Annotated in this window: 18 protein-coding genes; 12 read left to right on the top strand and 6 right to left on the bottom strand. The window is 70.3% G+C overall.

The genetic code is table 11. The features are described 5' to 3' along the window. Nucleotides 1-70: 70 nt before the first annotated feature. The 3 genes from ABZ249_RS22965 to ABZ249_RS22955 all read left to right on the top strand — a co-directional run bounded on the left by ABZ249_RS22965 (nucleotide 71) and on the right by ABZ249_RS22955 (nucleotide 2,611). Nucleotides 71-355 carry a metalloregulator ArsR/SmtB family transcription factor gene (locus ABZ249_RS22965; protein ID WP_355266418.1) on the top strand — a complete coding sequence of 95 codons (285 nt, stop codon included), beginning with the start codon at nucleotides 71-73 and terminating at the stop codon, nucleotides 353-355. Next, on the top strand, nucleotides 355-1,437 hold the full coding sequence (arsB, locus tag ABZ249_RS22960) for an ACR3 family arsenite efflux transporter (protein ID WP_355266415.1): 1,083 nt from the start codon (nucleotides 355-357) through the stop codon (nucleotides 1,435-1,437). Before ABZ249_RS22965 ends, arsB begins: the two co-directional genes overlap by 1 nt. A gap of 85 nt (nucleotides 1,438-1,522) precedes the next feature. After that, on the top strand, nucleotides 1,523-2,611 hold the full coding sequence (locus ABZ249_RS22955) for an ArsO family NAD(P)H-dependent flavin-containing monooxygenase (RefSeq protein WP_355266412.1): 1,089 nt from the start codon (nucleotides 1,523-1,525) through the stop codon (nucleotides 2,609-2,611). Between the two features lie 12 nt (nucleotides 2,612-2,623). Here ABZ249_RS22955 and ABZ249_RS22950 read toward each other — a convergent pair whose 3' ends face one another. From ABZ249_RS22950 to ABZ249_RS22935, 4 genes are all read right to left on the bottom strand, one after another. Next, nucleotides 2,624-2,923, bottom strand: a complete 300-nt coding sequence (locus ABZ249_RS22950; protein WP_355266409.1) for a hypothetical protein — start codon at nucleotides 2,921-2,923, stop codon at nucleotides 2,624-2,626. 22 nt (nucleotides 2,924-2,945) lie between these two features. Continuing rightward, entirely contained in the window at nucleotides 2,946-4,043 is a 1,098-nt protein-coding gene (locus ABZ249_RS22945; protein WP_355266406.1) for an NAD(P)/FAD-dependent oxidoreductase, read from the bottom strand. A gap of 72 nt (nucleotides 4,044-4,115) precedes the next feature. Further along, on the bottom strand, nucleotides 4,116-5,306 hold the full coding sequence (locus tag ABZ249_RS22940; RefSeq protein WP_355266403.1) for an MFS transporter: 1,191 nt from the start codon (nucleotides 5,304-5,306) through the stop codon (nucleotides 4,116-4,118). Nucleotides 5,307-5,344: 38 nt separating this feature from the next. Continuing rightward, on the bottom strand, nucleotides 5,345-6,802 hold the full coding sequence (locus ABZ249_RS22935; RefSeq protein ID WP_355266400.1) for an NAD(P)-binding domain-containing protein: 1,458 nt from the start codon (nucleotides 6,800-6,802) through the stop codon (nucleotides 5,345-5,347). Nucleotides 6,803-6,895: 93 nt separating this feature from the next. Here ABZ249_RS22935 and ABZ249_RS22930 point away from each other — a divergent pair, with 93 nt between their 5' ends. The 8 genes from ABZ249_RS22930 (at nucleotide 6,896) to ABZ249_RS22895 (ending at nucleotide 14,133) form a co-directional block, all read left to right on the top strand. Next, on the top strand, nucleotides 6,896-7,798 hold the full coding sequence (locus ABZ249_RS22930; protein ID WP_355266397.1) for a metalloregulator ArsR/SmtB family transcription factor: 903 nt from the start codon (nucleotides 6,896-6,898) through the stop codon (nucleotides 7,796-7,798). Between the two features lie 308 nt (nucleotides 7,799-8,106). Continuing rightward, nucleotides 8,107-9,072, top strand: coding sequence for a PstS family phosphate ABC transporter substrate-binding protein (locus ABZ249_RS22925; RefSeq protein WP_355266394.1), 966 nt, complete (start codon nucleotides 8,107-8,109; stop codon nucleotides 9,070-9,072). After that, on the top strand, nucleotides 9,069-10,010 hold the full coding sequence (gene pstC, locus ABZ249_RS22920; RefSeq protein ID WP_355266391.1) for a phosphate ABC transporter permease subunit PstC: 942 nt from the start codon (nucleotides 9,069-9,071) through the stop codon (nucleotides 10,008-10,010). Before ABZ249_RS22925 ends, pstC begins: the two co-directional genes overlap by 4 nt. Beyond that, nucleotides 10,007-10,912, top strand: a complete 906-nt coding sequence (gene pstA / locus ABZ249_RS22915; RefSeq protein WP_355266388.1) for a phosphate ABC transporter permease PstA — start codon at nucleotides 10,007-10,009, stop codon at nucleotides 10,910-10,912. The genes pstC and pstA overlap by 4 nt, the downstream gene beginning before the upstream one ends. Nucleotides 10,913-10,917: 5 nt before the next feature. Continuing rightward, nucleotides 10,918-11,772 (top strand): phosphate ABC transporter ATP-binding protein PstB, encoded by an 855-nt coding sequence (pstB, locus tag ABZ249_RS22910; RefSeq protein WP_355266385.1) that lies wholly within the window; start codon nucleotides 10,918-10,920, stop codon nucleotides 11,770-11,772. A gap of 159 nt (nucleotides 11,773-11,931) precedes the next feature. After that, nucleotides 11,932-12,606 carry a response regulator transcription factor gene (locus ABZ249_RS22905; protein ID WP_355266382.1) on the top strand — a complete coding sequence of 225 codons (675 nt, stop codon included), beginning with the start codon at nucleotides 11,932-11,934 and terminating at the stop codon, nucleotides 12,604-12,606. 37 nt (nucleotides 12,607-12,643) lie between these two features. Next, the gene (locus ABZ249_RS22900; RefSeq protein ID WP_355266379.1) at nucleotides 12,644-13,015 is read left to right on the top strand and encodes a metalloregulator ArsR/SmtB family transcription factor; all 372 of its coding nucleotides are present in this window, start codon (nucleotides 12,644-12,646) and stop codon (nucleotides 13,013-13,015) included. Nucleotides 13,016-13,062: 47 nt separating this feature from the next. After that, entirely contained in the window at nucleotides 13,063-14,133 is a 1,071-nt protein-coding gene (locus tag ABZ249_RS22895; protein WP_355266376.1) for a metalloregulator ArsR/SmtB family transcription factor, read from the top strand. A gap of 46 nt (nucleotides 14,134-14,179) precedes the next feature. On the opposite strand, the gene ABZ249_RS22890 is transcribed toward ABZ249_RS22895, so the two are convergent. Both ABZ249_RS22890 and ABZ249_RS22885 read right to left on the bottom strand, forming a co-directional pair. Next, the gene (locus tag ABZ249_RS22890) at nucleotides 14,180-14,653 is read right to left on the bottom strand and encodes a hypothetical protein (RefSeq protein WP_355266373.1); all 474 of its coding nucleotides are present in this window, start codon (nucleotides 14,651-14,653) and stop codon (nucleotides 14,180-14,182) included. Between the two features lie 502 nt (nucleotides 14,654-15,155). Next, nucleotides 15,156-15,776, bottom strand: a complete 621-nt coding sequence (locus ABZ249_RS22885) for a methyltransferase domain-containing protein (RefSeq protein WP_355266370.1) — start codon at nucleotides 15,774-15,776, stop codon at nucleotides 15,156-15,158. Nucleotides 15,777-15,819: 43 nt separating this feature from the next. Here ABZ249_RS22885 and ABZ249_RS22880 point away from each other — a divergent pair, with 43 nt between their 5' ends. Continuing rightward, complete coding sequence (locus ABZ249_RS22880) at nucleotides 15,820-16,212, top strand: metalloregulator ArsR/SmtB family transcription factor (protein WP_355266367.1); 393 nt, start codon at nucleotides 15,820-15,822, stop codon at nucleotides 16,210-16,212. The last annotated feature ends 139 nt before the right edge of the window (nucleotides 16,213-16,351 follow it).

Raw genomic sequence — 16,351 nt, 5'->3', positions numbered from 1 at the left:
TTGGGTCACGCATCAGCTGTAGATGATGAGATAATATCAGCACATGCTGATATCAGTCGACACTGAGATAATGAGGATATTGGCCGATCCGCTCCGGATGCGGATCGTGTCCCTCCTGGCCCGCGAGACCCTGTGTACGACGCACCTGATGGAGGAGACCGGGGCTCGGCAGACCAACCTGTCCAACCACCTGCGGATCCTGCGCGAAGCCGGAGTGGTAGAGACCGAACCCTGCGGCCGGTTCACCTACTACCGGCTCTGTCCCGAAGCCCTGGAAGCTCTGTCCGAGTCCCTGGCCGACCTGGTCACCACAGCCCGTTCCACCGACGCCGCCCGGAACCGGAGGCCCTGCTGATGGCCTCGACTGACAAGACCGCCAGCAGTATGGACGGCACCGTCGTCGCGAAGCTCTCCTTCCTCGACCGTTTCCTGGCGGTGTGGATCCTGCTCGCCATGGCCGTCGGGCTGGGACTGGGCCGCCTGGTCCCCGGCCTGAACGAGGTCCTGGCCGCGCTGGAGGTCGGCGGGATCTCCCTGCCCATCGCCCTGGGCCTGCTCGTCATGATGTACCCGGTGCTGGCCAAGGTCCGCTACGACCGGCTCGACACCGTCACCCGCGACACCCGGCTGCTCGTCTCCTCCCTGGTGGTCAACTGGGTCGTGGGCCCCGCGGTGATGTTCGCCCTGGCCTGGATCTTCCTGGCGGACCTGCCCGAGTACCGCACCGGGCTGATCATCGTGGGTCTGGCCCGGTGCATCGCCATGGTGATCATCTGGAACGACCTCGCCTGCGGGGACCGGGAGGCCGCCGCGGTGCTCGTGGCGCTCAACTCGGTGTTCCAGGTCCTGGTCTTCGGCCTGCTCGGCTGGTTCTACCTGGACCTGCTCCCCGGGTGGCTGGGGCTGGACACCGGCGGGCTCGACGCCTCCCCCTGGCTGATCGCCCTCAACGTGGTCATCTTCCTCGGCATCCCGCTGGCCGCCGGATTCCTCACCCGCCGAATCGGCGAAAAGAGGATGGGCCGCGAACGCTATGAGTCCGCCTTCCTGCCCCGCATCGGCCCATGGGCCCTGTACGGGCTGCTGTTCACCATCGTGCTGCTCTTCGCCCTCCAGGGGGACAGGATCATCGCCCAGCCCTTGGACGTTGCGCGTATCGCCCTTCCCCTGCTGGCCTACTTCGCCATCATGTGGTTCGGCACCTTCGCCCTGGGCAAGGCCCTCGGGATGGACTACGGGCGCACGACCACACTGGCGTTCACCGCCGCGGGCAACAACTTCGAGCTGGCCATCGCCGTGGCCATCGCGACCTTCGGCGTGGCCTCCGGGCAGGCGCTGGCCGGGGTGGTGGGGCCGCTGATCGAGGTGCCCGTGCTGGTGGGGCTGGTGTACGTGTCCCTGGCCTGGCGAAAGCGTTTCGCCCCCGCACGCCGATAGGGAGGGGGATCGGAGCCGCTCACCCAGGGCTCCGATCCCCGCTCCTCGGCAGCCGCCCACCCCGTCCATCAGCGGAGCAACGACCATGCCCACCGAAGAACACCCCATCGACGTCGCCGTTATCGGCGCAGGCCAGGCCGGACTCGCCGCGGGGTACTTCCTCCGTCGCGCAGGGGCCGACTTCGTGATCCTGGACGCCGCCGATCGGCCGGGCGGCTCCTGGCCCCTGTACTGGGACTCGCTGCGGCTGTTCTCCCCGGCCGCACACAGCATGCTGCCCGGCTGGTGGATGCCCGAGGAGGAGGGGCACGAATACCCCTCGGCCGCCCACGTCGCGTCGTACCTGTCCGCGTACGAGCGCCGTTACGACCTCCCCGTGCACCGCCCGGCCCGAGTACGACGGGCGGAGAGAGCCGATGGCCTGCTAAGGCTGCACACAGACACGGGCACATGGCTGGCCCGGCGGGTCATCAGCGCGACCGGCACCTGGAACGCCCCCCATACCCCGGACGTCCCGGGCCGGGACGTGTTCGCGGGCACGCAACTCCACACCGCGGACTACCGAGGCCCCCAGGAGTTCACCGGACAGCGAGTCGTGGTCGTGGGCGGCGGCAACTCAGCCGCTCAGATCCTCGCCGAACTCTCCACGGTCGCCACGACCACCTGGGCCACCGCCCGTCCGCCCCGCTTCCTGCCCGACGACATCGACGGCCGTGCGCTCTTCGCCATCGCCACACGCGCCCAGCAGGCCGCCGGGCGAAGAGCGTCGGAGCAGCAGGGCGTGGCCGGCCTGGGTGACATCGTGGTCGTGCCGAGCGTGCGCGAGGCGCGCGAACGCGGAGCCCTCAAGGCCGAGCCGATGTTCGCGCGCCTGAGCCGCACCGGCGTGGTCTGGGCGGACGGCACCACACTGGAGTGCGACGTGGTCCTATGGTGCACGGGCTTTCGCCCGGTGCTCGACCACCTCGGTTCCCTGGCCCCGTTGGACGAACACGGCCAGATGGCCGTGGAGGGCACACGGTCGGTGGCCGAACCCCGTCTGCATCTCCTGGGCTACGGGGACTGGACGGGGGCGGCCTCGGCCACCCTCATCGGTGCGGCACGGACCGCCAAGGCGACCGTCGCTCAGATCACCGGGGAGCTGGAGCACGAGGCGCGGACCGGAACCGCATGAGGTCTGCGCCCCTCAGTGCCACTGGAGGGCACGGGCACCGAGCGCTGTGGCCCGGTACACACCCGCGGTCTCGGTCGGTTCGGCGTAGTCCAAGGCCTCCAGGATCCACAGCAGCCGGACGATGAGATCGGCCCGAGCGGTGCGCGGAGTACTGTCCCGCCACATGTCGGCGATCTCCTCGGCCGAGGCCGGCCCGTCATCGCACAAGGTCCTCAGGGCCCGGCGGCGGGCGCCGCTGAGATGGCGCCGGGAGATCACCTTCTCCGACTCGGTGTCCCGTGATCCCGACTCTAGGGCCTCTTGCTGCCGCATGCTGCTCTTCTCCGCTGATGGTTCATCCGGGCCGGTTCTCCCCGCGTGCGCGCCCTGCGACGGCGGACCCGTGACGGCCTTCCCGGCTCAGCAAGCGTCGCATGACATGTCGGGCGTCGCGGCCGACCCCGCGCAGGGTGGCCGAGGAGAAGCTGCGCTGGAATTCCAACCCCACGTATCCCAGCCCGGGCACCGTGGTGGATATTCCGCCGCGGTGCAGGGGGCAGCCTGCGGTGTCCAGGGCTCCGGTGGGGGCGAGGTAGTCCAGGGCGGGCCGGTAGCCCGTGGCCAGGACGAGGGTGTCGGCCTTGTCCGTACTGCCGTCGGCCCAGATGACCTTGTCCCCGTCCAGGAGGGTGAACATCTCGCGCCGGTCGGGGTTGCCCGAGGCAAAGGCCGCACGGTAACGACCGTCGTCGTTGACCAGGGTGGGGCCCTTCTCCCAGACACGGCGCAGCGGGGCTGCGTCCAGACCGCTACGGGTGAACCACCAGTGGATGTCCCGGCCCAGGGGCCGCTGGTTCGCCCAGGCCACCGGGGAACGGGTGGCCAGGCTCACCCGGGCCACGCCAGCCAGCTCCGCGGCGATCTGCACCCCGGAATTACCTCCACCGACCACCACGACCCGCTGACCGGTGAAGGACGCGGGTGAGCGGTACTCGGCGGCGTGCAGCACCGTCCCGGTGAAGCCGTCCAGTCCCGCCAGCGCGGGGCGGTGGGGCCGGGTGAAGCCGCCGGTGGCTGCGACCACCGCCGCCGCACGCACCCGATTTCCGTCCCCGGTCGTAAGGACGAACTCCTCGCCATCGTGCTCGACCCCCTCCACACGCCATCCGTAGCGCAGGTCCGCGTCCACTCGCGAGGCGTACTCACGCAGGTAGGACACCACCTCGTCCCGGCGCGGGTAGCGCTCGGGGTCACCGGGCAGCGCATGTCCGGGCAGTGACGAGAAGCGGGCGGGGGAGAACAGGGTCAGACTGTCGTAGTAGTGCGACCAGGAGCCCCCCGGCTCTTCGGCGGCCTCCAGTACCAGGGGGCGCACACCGCGCCGGTTGGCGGCCCGGGCTGTGGCCAGGCCCGCCTGACCGGCACCGATGACGGCGAGAAAAACGTCTTCCATGTCAAGGACTCTTTCGTTCTTGCGAGGCCCGAACCTCGCAGGGGTGAGAGCAGGGGATGCTTGAGAAGGGGCTCAGCTCCGGAGCGGACCGGTTTCGGCGCGGGTGAACAGACCGGTCAGAGTGCCGAGGCCTGCCAGGGCTCCCAACGCCACGAACGCCGCTGGATAACCGCCCAGAAGTCCGGCCAGCGCCGCGCCTGCCCACGGCGCGACGGCGATGGCCAGCATGAGGGGGGTGTGCATGAGGGCGTTGAGGGTGGCGTAGTGCGTCGTGCCCCACCGGTCGGAAACGGCGGTGGCCTGGAGCAGGGTGAGGATGCCCCGCGCCATGCCCGCCAATGCCGCGACGGCCAGGACCAGCCCCCAAGGCCCTGATACCAGTGCCAGGAACAGGGTGGTCACCGCGCAGGCCCCCAGTACGGCCACCGTGCGCAGCACCGGGCCGCTCCACCGTTCCAGGGGCGCGTAGACCAGACGGCCGAGCACCTGACCCACTCCGCCCACCCCCAAGGCCCAGGCGGCTTCCGTCGTGCCCCAGCCTTGTTCCTCCAGCAGGGGAACGAGGTTGACCACCACCGCGTAGACGGTGAAGGACCCCAGGGCCAGAGCCGCCGTGAGAGCCCAGAACGTCCGGCTGCGCACCACGGCACGCGCGCTGCGCCCTCGGCCGCTGCGGTGTTCGACACCGCTGGGGGCCCAGCCTCGTGGCAGGGCCATGGCGTGCAGGGGCACGACCACGACCAGAAGCACGAGAGCGAGGACCAGGTAGGCGCCGCGCCACCCCCAGGTCCCCTCCAAGAGCGCGGTCAGGGGGGCGAAGATGGTGCTGGCCAGGCCAGCGGCCAGCGTCAAAGCGGTCAGGGCCCGCACCTTGGCGTCGCCGTACCAGTGGGTCAGTGCGGCGAAGGCCGGAGGGTAGAACAGCCCGGCCATCGCCGCGCCCGCCACCAGCCAGGCAGCGGCGAAGACCCACAGGTTCGGGGCCAGGGCGATGACCGTCACGGCCGGAGCCGCGAGCAGGGCCGCCGCCGTCATCGCCGGGCGCGGGCCCCGGGCCTGCACCCAGCGCCCCACCGGGATACCGACCAGCCCCGCGATGACCTGGGAGGCGGAGAACAGCGCGGTCACCGTCGTCAGGGACCACCCGGTGTCGGCGGTGATGCTCGCAACCAGCACGGGGAAGGCGTAGAACAGCACCCCGTAGCCGGTGGTGACGGTGACGCACAGGACCCACAGGCCCCGGCGCGCAGCGGCCGCGTTCACGGACGGATGCGCGCCGGGAGCGATTTCGGGTTCCGAGGTCACGACACCCGATCCGGCTCGGACACACGCGAGGACTCCCCGCCACCGCAGCATCCGCCGCCCGCAGAGGAGGCCGGGGCGGCCGAGACCAGCGGCAGCGTCGAGACGGCGAGCCCGCCGCCGACACCGGTCACCGTGACCGGGGACTCCTCCGACACGGCCGGGCCGCAGCAGCCCCCGGCGTCGGCCTTGGTGGCGTCGGGGTCGTCGAACAACCCGGCGCCGCCGCACACCCCGGTCTCGGGCAGGGTGAGCTCCACCCGGGCAGCGCTCTCGTGGTCCCCGGCCAGGTGGGCGGCGATGCTGCGGACCTGCTCGAACCCGGTCAGGGCCAGGAAGGTGGGGGCGCGCCCGTAGGACTTCATGCCCGCCAGGAAGAACCCGGACTCGGGGTGGGAGAGCTCGGCCGTCCCATGGGGGTAGACGGTGCCACAGGAGTGCACGTTGGGGTCGATGAGGGGGGCCAGTTCCACCGGAGCCTGGAGGGTCGGGTCCAGGCCCAGGCGGATCTCGGACAGGAAGGACAGGTCGGGCCGGAACCCGGTCAGAGCCACCACCTGGTCCACCGACTCCAACTCCCGGCCGTCCTCATCGATCAACAGGAGGCGGCCGTCTTGTTCGGTTCGGATCTCGGCGGTGCGGAACCCGGTGACCACCCGAACGTGCCCGGCCTCCACCGCGGCTCTGGCCCGCTGCCCCAGAGCGCCGCGCGCGGCCAGCTGGTCGGCGGCCCCACCACCGAAGGAGTCGCCGATCTCCCCACGGCGCAGTACCCACAGCGCGCGGGTGCCCGGGTGCTCTTCGGCCAGCGCGGCCAGGGCCACCAGGGCGGTCAGCGCCGAGTGCCCGCTGCCGACGACCGCCGTGGTCCGCCCCGCGTACCGGGCGCGCGTCCCCGGGGCAGCGGTGTCCGGGACGCGGTAGGAGATCCTCTCCGTCGCGGCGGCCTCGTCCAGGGCGGACAGCCCGTCACCGCCCACCGGGTTCGGTGAGTCCCAGGTGCCGGAGGCGTCGACGACGGCGCGGGCGAGCACCCGCTCCTCGCCGTCGGGCGTCCGCACCCGTACGGTGAACGGTGCCTCGGCGCGTCCGGCGTCCACCACCCGGTCCCGTCCCCGGCGGCTCACCCCGGTCACCTGCGCTCCGAAGCGCACCCGGTCGCCCAGGGCGGCGGCCAGCGGGGCGAGGTAGGACCCGACCCACTCGGCGCCGGTCGGGTACCCGCCGTCGGCGGGACGGACCCACCCGGTCGCGGTAAGCAGCTTCTCCGCCGCGGGGTCGACCAGGTCGCGCCACATCGAGAACAGCCGCACGTGCCCCCACTCCGACACCGCCGCCCCCGCCCGGTCGCCCTTCTCCAGGACCAGGACCGGAAGATCGCGTGCGACCAACTCCGCTGCCGCCGCCAGCCCTGCGGGTCCGGCGCCGATCACCGCGACGGGAAGTCCCTCGTTCATGACACGTCCTTTCATCGATCTGTGTCTATGAATTGGGACTCTATCGACGCTCGCCGATGGACGCAACCATAGATCATGGTCGATAATGGAGGTATGGCCCTTGCATCGCTCGAACACGCCGAGCCTTCTCTCTCCACCACTGAGGCCGAGACCTACGCCGCCTGGTTCGCCTGCCTGGCCGAACCCATGCGCGTCCGGCTGCTCCACGCCATCGCCACCACCCCCGGATCGGTCGGCGTCGGGGAACTGGCCGAGATGGTGGACCTGCGCCAGCCCACCGTCTCCCACCACCTGCGCAAACTCGCCGACGTCGGGTTCGTGACCCTCACCAGGGTCGGCACCTCCACCCGGGTCGCCGTCAACCCCGCCTGCTGCGTCGGCCTGCCGCACGCCGCCGACGCCGTCATGGGCCTGCTCGCCGCCCGCCCCTGCTGCCCCACCGACCTGCCCGAGGACGTCACCACCCGCCCGATGGCCGACGCCGACCTCGACCGCGTCCGGGACATCTACGCCGAGGGCATCGCCACCGGCGACGCCACCTTCGAGACCGAGGCGCCCCCGGCCCGGGCCCTGAAGGACCGGTGGCTCCCCGGCCACCGCTGGGTCGCCGAACTCGACGGCGCCGTGGTCGGCTGGGCCGCCGCCTCCCCGGTCTCGGCCCGCGAGGCCTACGCCGGGGTCGCCGAGACCTCGGTCTACGTCGCCGAGGGCGCCCGCGGCCGCGGCGTGGGCAAGGCACTGCTGTTCCGCCAGGTCACCGAGGCCGACGCCGACGGCCTGTGGACGCTCCAGACCTCGGTCTTCCCCGAGAACCGCGCCTCCCTGGCCCTGCACCACCAGGCGGGCTACCGCACCGTCGGGGTGCGCGAGCGCATCGCCCGCCGCCACGACCGCTGGCGCGACACCGTCCTACTGGAGCGCCGACGCGACACCGGCGAGAGTGGCGGCGACTGCGCGGCGTCCTGCGCCGACGGATCCGGCCACACGACCCCCTGACCTGGGGCTGCGACCCCGCCCCTAGAGAGCTACTCCTTCCTCGGTTCTCCCGATCGTTCCTGAAGGGCCGTCCCGCTCCCTGCGGAGCACTGCTCTTCCAGGCGGCCGACCCCGGGAATGTCGACCCGGCGTGACCGGGCGCCCACGCGATGTCGGGCTTCAGGGCCTACGGGCACGGAACATGCGACCTCTTCCTACAGGGGATGGGCTTCGTTCATCTTGGATTCACTTAGACACATTTACATACGTCTTGGCGTCATCGTGCAAGATGACGGCTCCGTGGAAATTCGAGATGAGGGACAAAGGTCGTGACCAACCACAAGCGTGTGTTCGTTGGCCTCGCGGGAGCGACGGCACTGATGGCCGCGCTGACCGCCTGCGGCGGCAACCAGGGAACCGCGGCGGGCGATGACGGAGGACTGTCCGGAACCGTGACGGTGGACGGCTCCAGCACGGTGGGCCCACTCTCCACCGCCGCCGCGGAGTTCTTCCAGGAGGAGAACCCCGGAGTGCAGGTGACCGTGGGCATCTCCGGCACCGGTGGCGGGATGGAGAAGTTCTGCAACGGCGAACTCGACGTCACCGGCGCCTCCCGGCCCATGGCGGAGGACGAGGCCGCCAACTGTGAGGCCAACAGTGTGGCCTACCAGGAGTTCCATGTGGCCAACGACGCGCTCACCGTCGTGGTCAGCAAGGAGAACGACTGGGCCGAGTGCCTGACCGTCGAGCAGCTCACCGCGATCTGGGAACCGGACTCGCAGGTCACCAACTGGAACCAGGTCGACGACTCCTTCCCCGACGAGCCGCTGGAGCCGTTCGGGGCCGGCACCGACTCGGGCACCTTCGACTACTTCACCGAGGCCATCAACGGAGAAGAGGGCGCCACCCGCACCGACTACACCCCCAGCGAAGATGACAACGTCACCGTCCAGGGTGTCTCCGGAAGCCCCGGCGGTATGGGCTACCTCGGCTTCTCCTACTACGAGGAGAACGCCGAGACCCTGAACGCCGTGGCCATCGACAACGGCGACGGCTGTATCTCCCCCAGCGTGGAAGCCGTCCAGGACGGCTCCTACGCCCCTCTCGGTCGACCCCTGTTCATCTACCCGACCGCGACCGCTCTGGAGCGCCCCGAGGCCCTGGCCTTCGTGGAGTTCTTCGTCGCCGAGCACGCCCAGATCGCCGAGGACGCGCTGTTCATCCCGCTCAACCCCGAGCAGGAGGAGGAGCTCAACGCCGACCTGGAGGCACTGAAGGAGAGCTCCGCCTCATGACGGACACGTCACCGAGGACCGCCGACGCGGCTGCGCCGCTGCGGCGGTCCCGCCCTCGTTACGGAGAGCTGGCCGTCCAGGCCCTGCTGCTCGTCGCCGCCCTGGTCTCAGTGGCCACGACCGTGGGCATCATCGGAGCTCTCATCCCCACCACCGCGGAGTTCTTCCGTCAGGTGAGCTGGGTGGAGTTCTTCTTCACCACCGAGTGGACCCCCCTGTTCGCCGACCCCTCCTACGGGGTGCTGCCCCTGGTCAGCGCAACTTTGCAGATCACCGTGATCGCGTTGTGCGTGGCCCTCCCCCTGGGGCTCGGGGCCGCCGTCTACCTCAGCGAGTACGCTCACCCGCGCACCCGCTCCGTCGTCAAGCCGATCCTGGAAGTCCTGGCCGGTGTTCCCACGGTGGTCTACGGGTTCTTCGCGCTGCGCTTCATCACCCCCTTCCTCCAGGAGTACTGGCCCTGGGAGAGCGGACCGCAGGTGTTCAACGCGCTCTCGGCCGGTCTGGTCATGGGCGTGATGATCATCCCCACCGTCGCCTCCCTCTCCGAGGACGCGATGAGCGCGGTTCCGGCCGGATTGCGCGAAGGCGCCTACGCCCTGGGCTCCTCGCCGCGCCAAGTCGCCCTGCGCGTGGTGGTCCCCGCAGCCTTCTCCGGAATCGTGGCCGCCTTCGTGCTCGCCGTCTCCCGCGCGGTGGGCGAGACGATGATCGTGGCCATCGCCTCCGGCGGACAGCCGAACCTCACCCTGAACCCCCTGGAAGGCATGCAGACGATGACCGGGTTCATCGCCGCAGCGGGCACCGGGGACCTGCCGCTCGGTTCGTTGAGCTACCAGACCATCTTCGCCGTCGGCGCCCTGCTGTTCGCCATCACCTTCGTCATGAACCTCATCAGCGCCAGGCTGGTGCGCAAATACCGGGAGGTGTACGAATGACGGCGACCGCCGCATCGGGCACCCGGCTCTCCGCCCCCGAGGGTGGACTGGGCCGGAAGAGGATCCGCTGGGCCGACCTCTTGTTCTCCCTGGTCCTGCGCGCCTGTGTGATCACCGCTGTGCTGTTCCTGGTGGTCCTGATCGGCTACGTCCTGATCGAGGGCTGGTCCCGCCTGGACCTGCGCCTGCTGACCGAGTTCGCCTCCATCCGCCGCCCCGAGCAGGCCGGTGCCCAAGCGGCACTGTGGGGAACCATCTGGCTCATCGGCCTGGTCGCCCTGTTCTGCCTGCCCACCGGTGTCCTGGCCGCCGTCTACCTGGAGGAGTACGCCAACCCCAACACCTGGTACAACCGGCTGCTGGAACTGAACATCTCCAACCTGGCGGCCGTCCCCTCCATCGTCTACGGCATCCTGGGCCTGGGCATCCTCGCGCGCGGGTTGGGTCTGGGCTTCACCCTGGTCACCGGGGCGCTCACCCTGTCCCTCCTGGTCCTGCCCGTGGTGATCATCGCCTCGCGCGAGGCGATCCGGGCCGTGCCCTCCTCCCTGAGGGAGGCCTCCTACGGACTCGGCGCCACCCGATGGCAGACCGTGTGGCGCACGGTCCTGCCCGCCGCGGTCCCCGGGATCGCGACCGGCTCCATCCTCGCCCTGTCCCGGGCCGCTGGCGAGGCGGCTCCCCTGCTGCTGCTGGGCGGGCTGACCTTCGTCTCCTTCAACCCCGACGGGCTGCTCAGCCAGTACACGGCCCTGCCCATCCAGATCTACGGATGGATCGCCCAGTCCCGCCCGGAGTTCCACGCCCTGGCCTCGGCCGGGATCGTCCTCATGCTCGTGGTGATCCTGACGATGAACTCCGCGGCCATCTTCATCCGCAACCGTTACCAGAGGCACCGGTGAGGCCCATGTCCACCACATCCACCTTCGACGGCACCCGCGCTCCCTTCACCCCGACCGTCTACAACCGCCACGTGCCCGGGCTGGAGGACCCCGTCTTCGAGATCGACGGCATGTCGGTCCACTACGACGGCTATGAGGCGGTCCGAGGGGTCAAACTCAAGGTCGGCCCGCGCCAGATCACGGCGATGATCGGCCCTTCCGGCTGCGGCAAGAGCACGGTGCTGCGCACGCTCAACCGGATGAACGACCTCATCCCCGGCGCCCGGGTCAGCGGTGCCGTCCGCTACCACGGATACGACCTGTACGCCCCCGACATCGACCCGATCGAGGTGCGCCGCCGCATCGGGATGGTCTTCCAGAAGCCCAACCCGTTCCCCAAGTCGATCTACGACAACGTCGCCTACGGCCCTCGTGTCAACGGGGTGCGCAAGGGTTTGGACGACATCGTGGAGGAGGCGCTGACCAAGGCGGCCCTGTGGGAGGAGGTCAGGGGCAAGCTCAAGGAGAGCGCCTTCGCCCTCTCTGGCGGCCAGCAGCAGCGGCTCTGCATCGCGCGGACCATCGCGGTGAACCCCGAGGTCATCCTCATGGACGAGCCGTGCTCGGCGCTGGACCCGATCGCCACGCTCAAGATCGAGGACCTCATGAACGAGCTGGCCACCGAGTTCACGATCGTCATCGTCACCCACAACATGCAGCAGGCCGCCCGGGTCTCCGACCGCACCGCGTTCTTCACCGCGGAGGTCGACGACAAGGGCGAACGCCACGGCCGCCTGGTCGAGTACGACCTGACCACCACCATCTTCAACAAGCCCGCCGACAAGCGCACCGACGACTACATCACCGGCCGCTTCGGCTGATCCCCCGCAGCACCCGCAGAACAAGGAACACGGCACACCACAGGAGAACACCCGGAGGTCCCGATGCCCGCACCCGGCGCCACCTCGGCGGTACGCCCCCCGATCCGCAGGAACGCTGCCGTTCACGCATCCCTGCCCGTTCCCGCGAGAGTTCTACTCGTGGAGGCCGAGAACGACATCTCCCACGAGATGGTCCTCGACCTGGGGTCCCGGAACCTGGACATCGGGGTGTGCACCGACAGCGCCCAAGCGCTGCTGCGCATCGGCATGGCCCGGCCCGACGTGCTGATCGTCGGTGTCGACGTCCCGGGGCTGCCGCTGGAACTGCTCATCGCCGCGGTGCGGGAGACCCTGGGTATCCCGATCATCGTCGGCGCCGACCCCGATGACGCCGAACAGGCGACGCGGGCCCTGGAGGCCGGGGCCATGGCCTGTGTCGCCCGCCCTTACCGGGCGGTGCAGCTCGCGGCGCTCATCCACGCGTCCGCACCGGAGCACCTGCCGGAGCCCGCCCGGTCGTGGCAGGGCTCCGTCCGCGCAGGGCGGATCGAACTCGACCCCCACGGCCACCGGGTGCGGGTGGACGGGCAGCCGGTCAGTCTGGCCATGCGTGAATTCCAGCTCCTGAGGTACCTCCTGGACCACGCCGGCCTCGTGGTCACCCGGGAGCAGATCTGGCGCGAGGTGTGGAACAAGGAGCTGCCCCCGGCCCACAACACCATCGCCGTGCACATCCGGCGGCTCCGCGACAAGCTGAGGAAGGACCGGGAGTCCCCCCGGTACATCCACACCGTTCGGGGCGTGGGGTACCGGCTCGACGCGGACGCGGCCTGATGTCGGCGCCTTCGGGGCCCGCCCCTACACTGCACGTGTGGATCGGACGCACCTGGATGAACGTGAGGACGGCACCGCTTCGGAGGCAGCACCCGCCTCCGGAACGGACGAGGCGTACTCACCCCAGCGCGCGGACGGCATCGCCGCCCTCCTCAAGGCCGCGGCCGACCCCACCCGGCTGCGCCTGCTGCACGCCCTCGCCACGGCGGACGGAGGCGGCATGTACGTGCAGGATCTGGCGGACCTCTTGCAGGTCGGCCAGCCCACCGCCAGCCACCACCTCCGCAAGTTGTTCGACGCGGGCCTCGTCGAGCGCCGGAAAGAGGGGAAGCGCTCGTGGTACTCGCTCGCACCCGGCCGAGCCCCGGCCCTGCACAGCCTGCTCGGGCTCGCCGACCCCTCCGTGTGAAGCGAGCGGACCCCACTCAGGAACCGGCGTGAGAAAGCGACCCCATCATGAGCTCGCAACCCCAGGGGACCCCTCCGGCCGCGGTCTCCCCGCTGCCCGTCGGTACGGCCACCAGGCTGGCCTCCCAGCTCAAGCTCCTCGCCGACCCCGTCCGGCTGCGCCTGTTCAGCCTCACGGTGACCGGTGACCGAAACGGAACGGCGGCCCGGGAGCTGGCCGAGGCCTTCGACCTGACCGACCCCACCGTGAGCCACCATCTCAAGGTCCTGGTCGAGGCCCAACTGCTCGAACGGCACCGGCAGGGCAACCACACCTTCTACACGGCCACGCCGGCCGCCACACGCCTGCACGTTCTTCTGCCCAGCCTCCTCGCCTCCTCCGGAGCCGAAGCCGAGAAGGAGGAACCGACACTGCGCGAGGCGTTGGAGCCCCTGCGCACACCCTCGGGCACCGACACCCGGGGCAGGCCGCCCTCGCCGCCGCTTCCGGGGGTCCTGGACCCCCACGACCTGCTCATCCGGGTACAGGAGAGGTTGACGACACGCTTCACCGGGATCTTCTCCCCCGAAACGGTGCGCCGCTGCCTGTCCGACTCCTACGAGAAGCTCTCCCACAGCGCCGCCGTCACCGCGCATCTGCCGGTGCTCACCGAACGCTTCGCGGCCGAGCGTCTGGCCGCGATAGCCCAGGTCCAGGGGAACCTGGCGAAACCGGTGCCGGAAGTGCTCTTCGTGTGCGTGCACAACGCGGGCCGCTCCCAGATGGCCGCGGGCATCCTGCGCCACCTGGCCGGGGAACGGGTCCACATCCGCTCGGCGGGGTCGATGCCGCAGTCCGGTATCGACCCGGGCGTCGCGGCGGTGATGGCGCAGATCGGCATCGACCTGAGCATCGACTACCCCAAGCCGCTCACCGATGACGTGGTGCGCGCGGCCGACATCGTGGTGACGATGGGCTGCGGTGATGCCTGCCCCGTCTACCCGGGGAAGCGCTACCTGGACTGGGAGATCCCCGAACCCTCCGGGCAGCCCTTGGAGACCGTGCAGGAGATCCGGGAGGACATCGAGCAGCGGATCCGCGAGGTTCTCCTCCCGAGGCTGTTGAACACCGAAGCTTGACCCGCCGCGCCGGGGCTCTGCACCGGGACCACCGCACGATGCGGGTTTACCCGGAAAGCTGCCGCGGCCGGGTGCGGTGGCGGGCGAGGGCACGTGCCAGCAGTGGTGCGCCGATGGCCGCGGGCAGGAACCAGAAGGCGACGGGCGGCAGCAGGTTCCACAGCGGCAGCCGGGGCCCGTTGTCGACGTAGAACCCGGTGAGCATGGCGATATAGGAGAGGGCCATGCCACTGATGTGCCAGGGCAGCCAGCCCTTCCAGCGGACCCGCCGCGCCGTGTAGCCGACCGCCGCGGACGCCGCGGCCACCCCCGCGACGACCAGCAGGTGGTTGACGTGCGGCCAGTGCAGGACGCCCATGCCGAGGGCGGTCACCACCACCACGACCAGGGCCAGGCCGTAGGCCCGGCCGAGGAACGGGTGCCTGCGGGGGCGTTTGCGCACGAGCATGGCCGCGGCGCCGCAGACCGTCGCCGTCAGCCCGGCGAGCACGTGGCAGGCGAGGAGCGTCGAGAAGACCATGACCTCACCCCCTGGAGAAGGTGGTGCATCAATAGTGCGGGATGGCGAGCCGATCGACCATACCCACGGGACGATTCGTCAACGACCCCATCGTGAGTGGTCAAGGCTGCGCACCAGAGACCTCACAAGGTACGACGACGCTGATCCTCGATCCGGCCGGGTCCTCCCGGAACGGAACCGAACCCGAGCAGGCCCGAACGAACCCACTGGGAGTTCTCAACGCCGAGGACGGACATCCCGACGACCAGTAGACCGATAGCCTCGTCGACCCCATTCCCCGACCGGAGCGAAGAACAACAACCGGACCTGGTCCACGCTGAACGGCCCGGTTCCCATGGCGGCCGGCCAGTCGTTGTTGCCCCGCTCTGCAAGGGGGCTGGTGCTCGGCCTTGCCGAGGGCATCACCGTGAACGGGAAAGTCTCCCTAAGCCCGCCCGAGGGCCTGCCCCAGTGCAGGTCTCCTGTGAGATATGGGCCCCGGCAGTGGCCACACGCACCGATCTCAGGTGCGGGTGGCGACGCCGAGGAGGTAATCGGCGCCGATGCGGGTGCGCCAGTTCTCGCCGATGTGCAGGCCGTGGCGGGGCAGTTCGGCGAGGAACTCGCCCGCGCTGAATCGGTCGTCGGTGGGGTGGTCGAACAGCACCTGGTAGGTCGGGCGGGCCAGGGCGGTGGCGGTGACCTCGTCGAAGAAGAACCGGCCGCCGGGTGTGAGGACGCGGGCGACCTCGGCCAGGGCGTCGCGCCAGTTGGGGATGTGGTGGATGATCGCGAAGTCGAACACCGCGTCGTAGGAGGCGTCCTTACCGCCGCCGATGGGGGCGAAGGCGGTGGCCAGGTCGGTGGCCGATCCGCGGGCGAGGTAGACGCGCTCTCCGTGGCGCTGAAGGCGGCGCCGTGCTCTGGCGAGCATCTTGGGGTCCAGGTCGACGGCGTCCACGGACGCGGCGCCGAAGGTGTCCAGGATGAGCCCGGTGCCGTAGCCGGGCCCGCAGCCCAGTTCGGCGACGCGGGCCCCGGGGGTGCGTCCGCCCAGTTTGATGAGCAGGTTGGCCTCGTAGTGCTGGAGCAGTCGCCGGGGGCCGGAGTCGATCAGCGCCGACTCCACGCGGTTCATGAGCATGCCCACACCTTCAATCATCGTCGAAATGGGATATGATCGTTTCATGACGATGAATAGCACGGATGAGTGTCCGTCCACAACGAGTACGACCCTGAGCGCGGCCGAAGCCCTCTTTCACAGCCTCTCCGACGGCACACGGTTGGCCATCGTGCGCCGCCTGGCCCAGGGCGAGGCGCGGGTGGCCGACCTGGTGGCCCAACTGGGGCTGGCGCAGTCCACGGTCTCCAAGCACGTGGCGTGCCTGCGTGACTGCGGTCTGGTCGAGGGGCGCGCCGAGGGGCGGCAGGTGTTCTACTCCCTGGCCCGCCCCGAACTGCTGGACCTGCTGGCCTCGGCCGAGGTCCTGCTGGCCGCGACCGGCCAGGCGGTGGCGCTGTGCCCCACCTACGGAACCGACAGCCCGACCACGACGATGACGGGGGTGCGCGGTGAGTGACGCCTGCGCATGCGACGGCGAAGAGCCGCGCACCGGCGAAGAGACCGAAGAGCACGAGCCCGAGACGCTGTGGCAGGTGAGCGAGATCCGCTTCGCCGCCGTGGCCGCCCTGCTCCTGGGCGCCGGGTACGCCTCGGGC

Source organism: Nocardiopsis sp. NPDC006139 (genome assembly GCF_040614155.1).
GTDB classification, from domain to species: Bacteria; Actinomycetota; Actinomycetes; order Streptosporangiales; family Streptosporangiaceae; genus Nocardiopsis; species Nocardiopsis changdeensis.
This window is presented reverse-complemented; position numbering and strand designations above follow the sequence as displayed.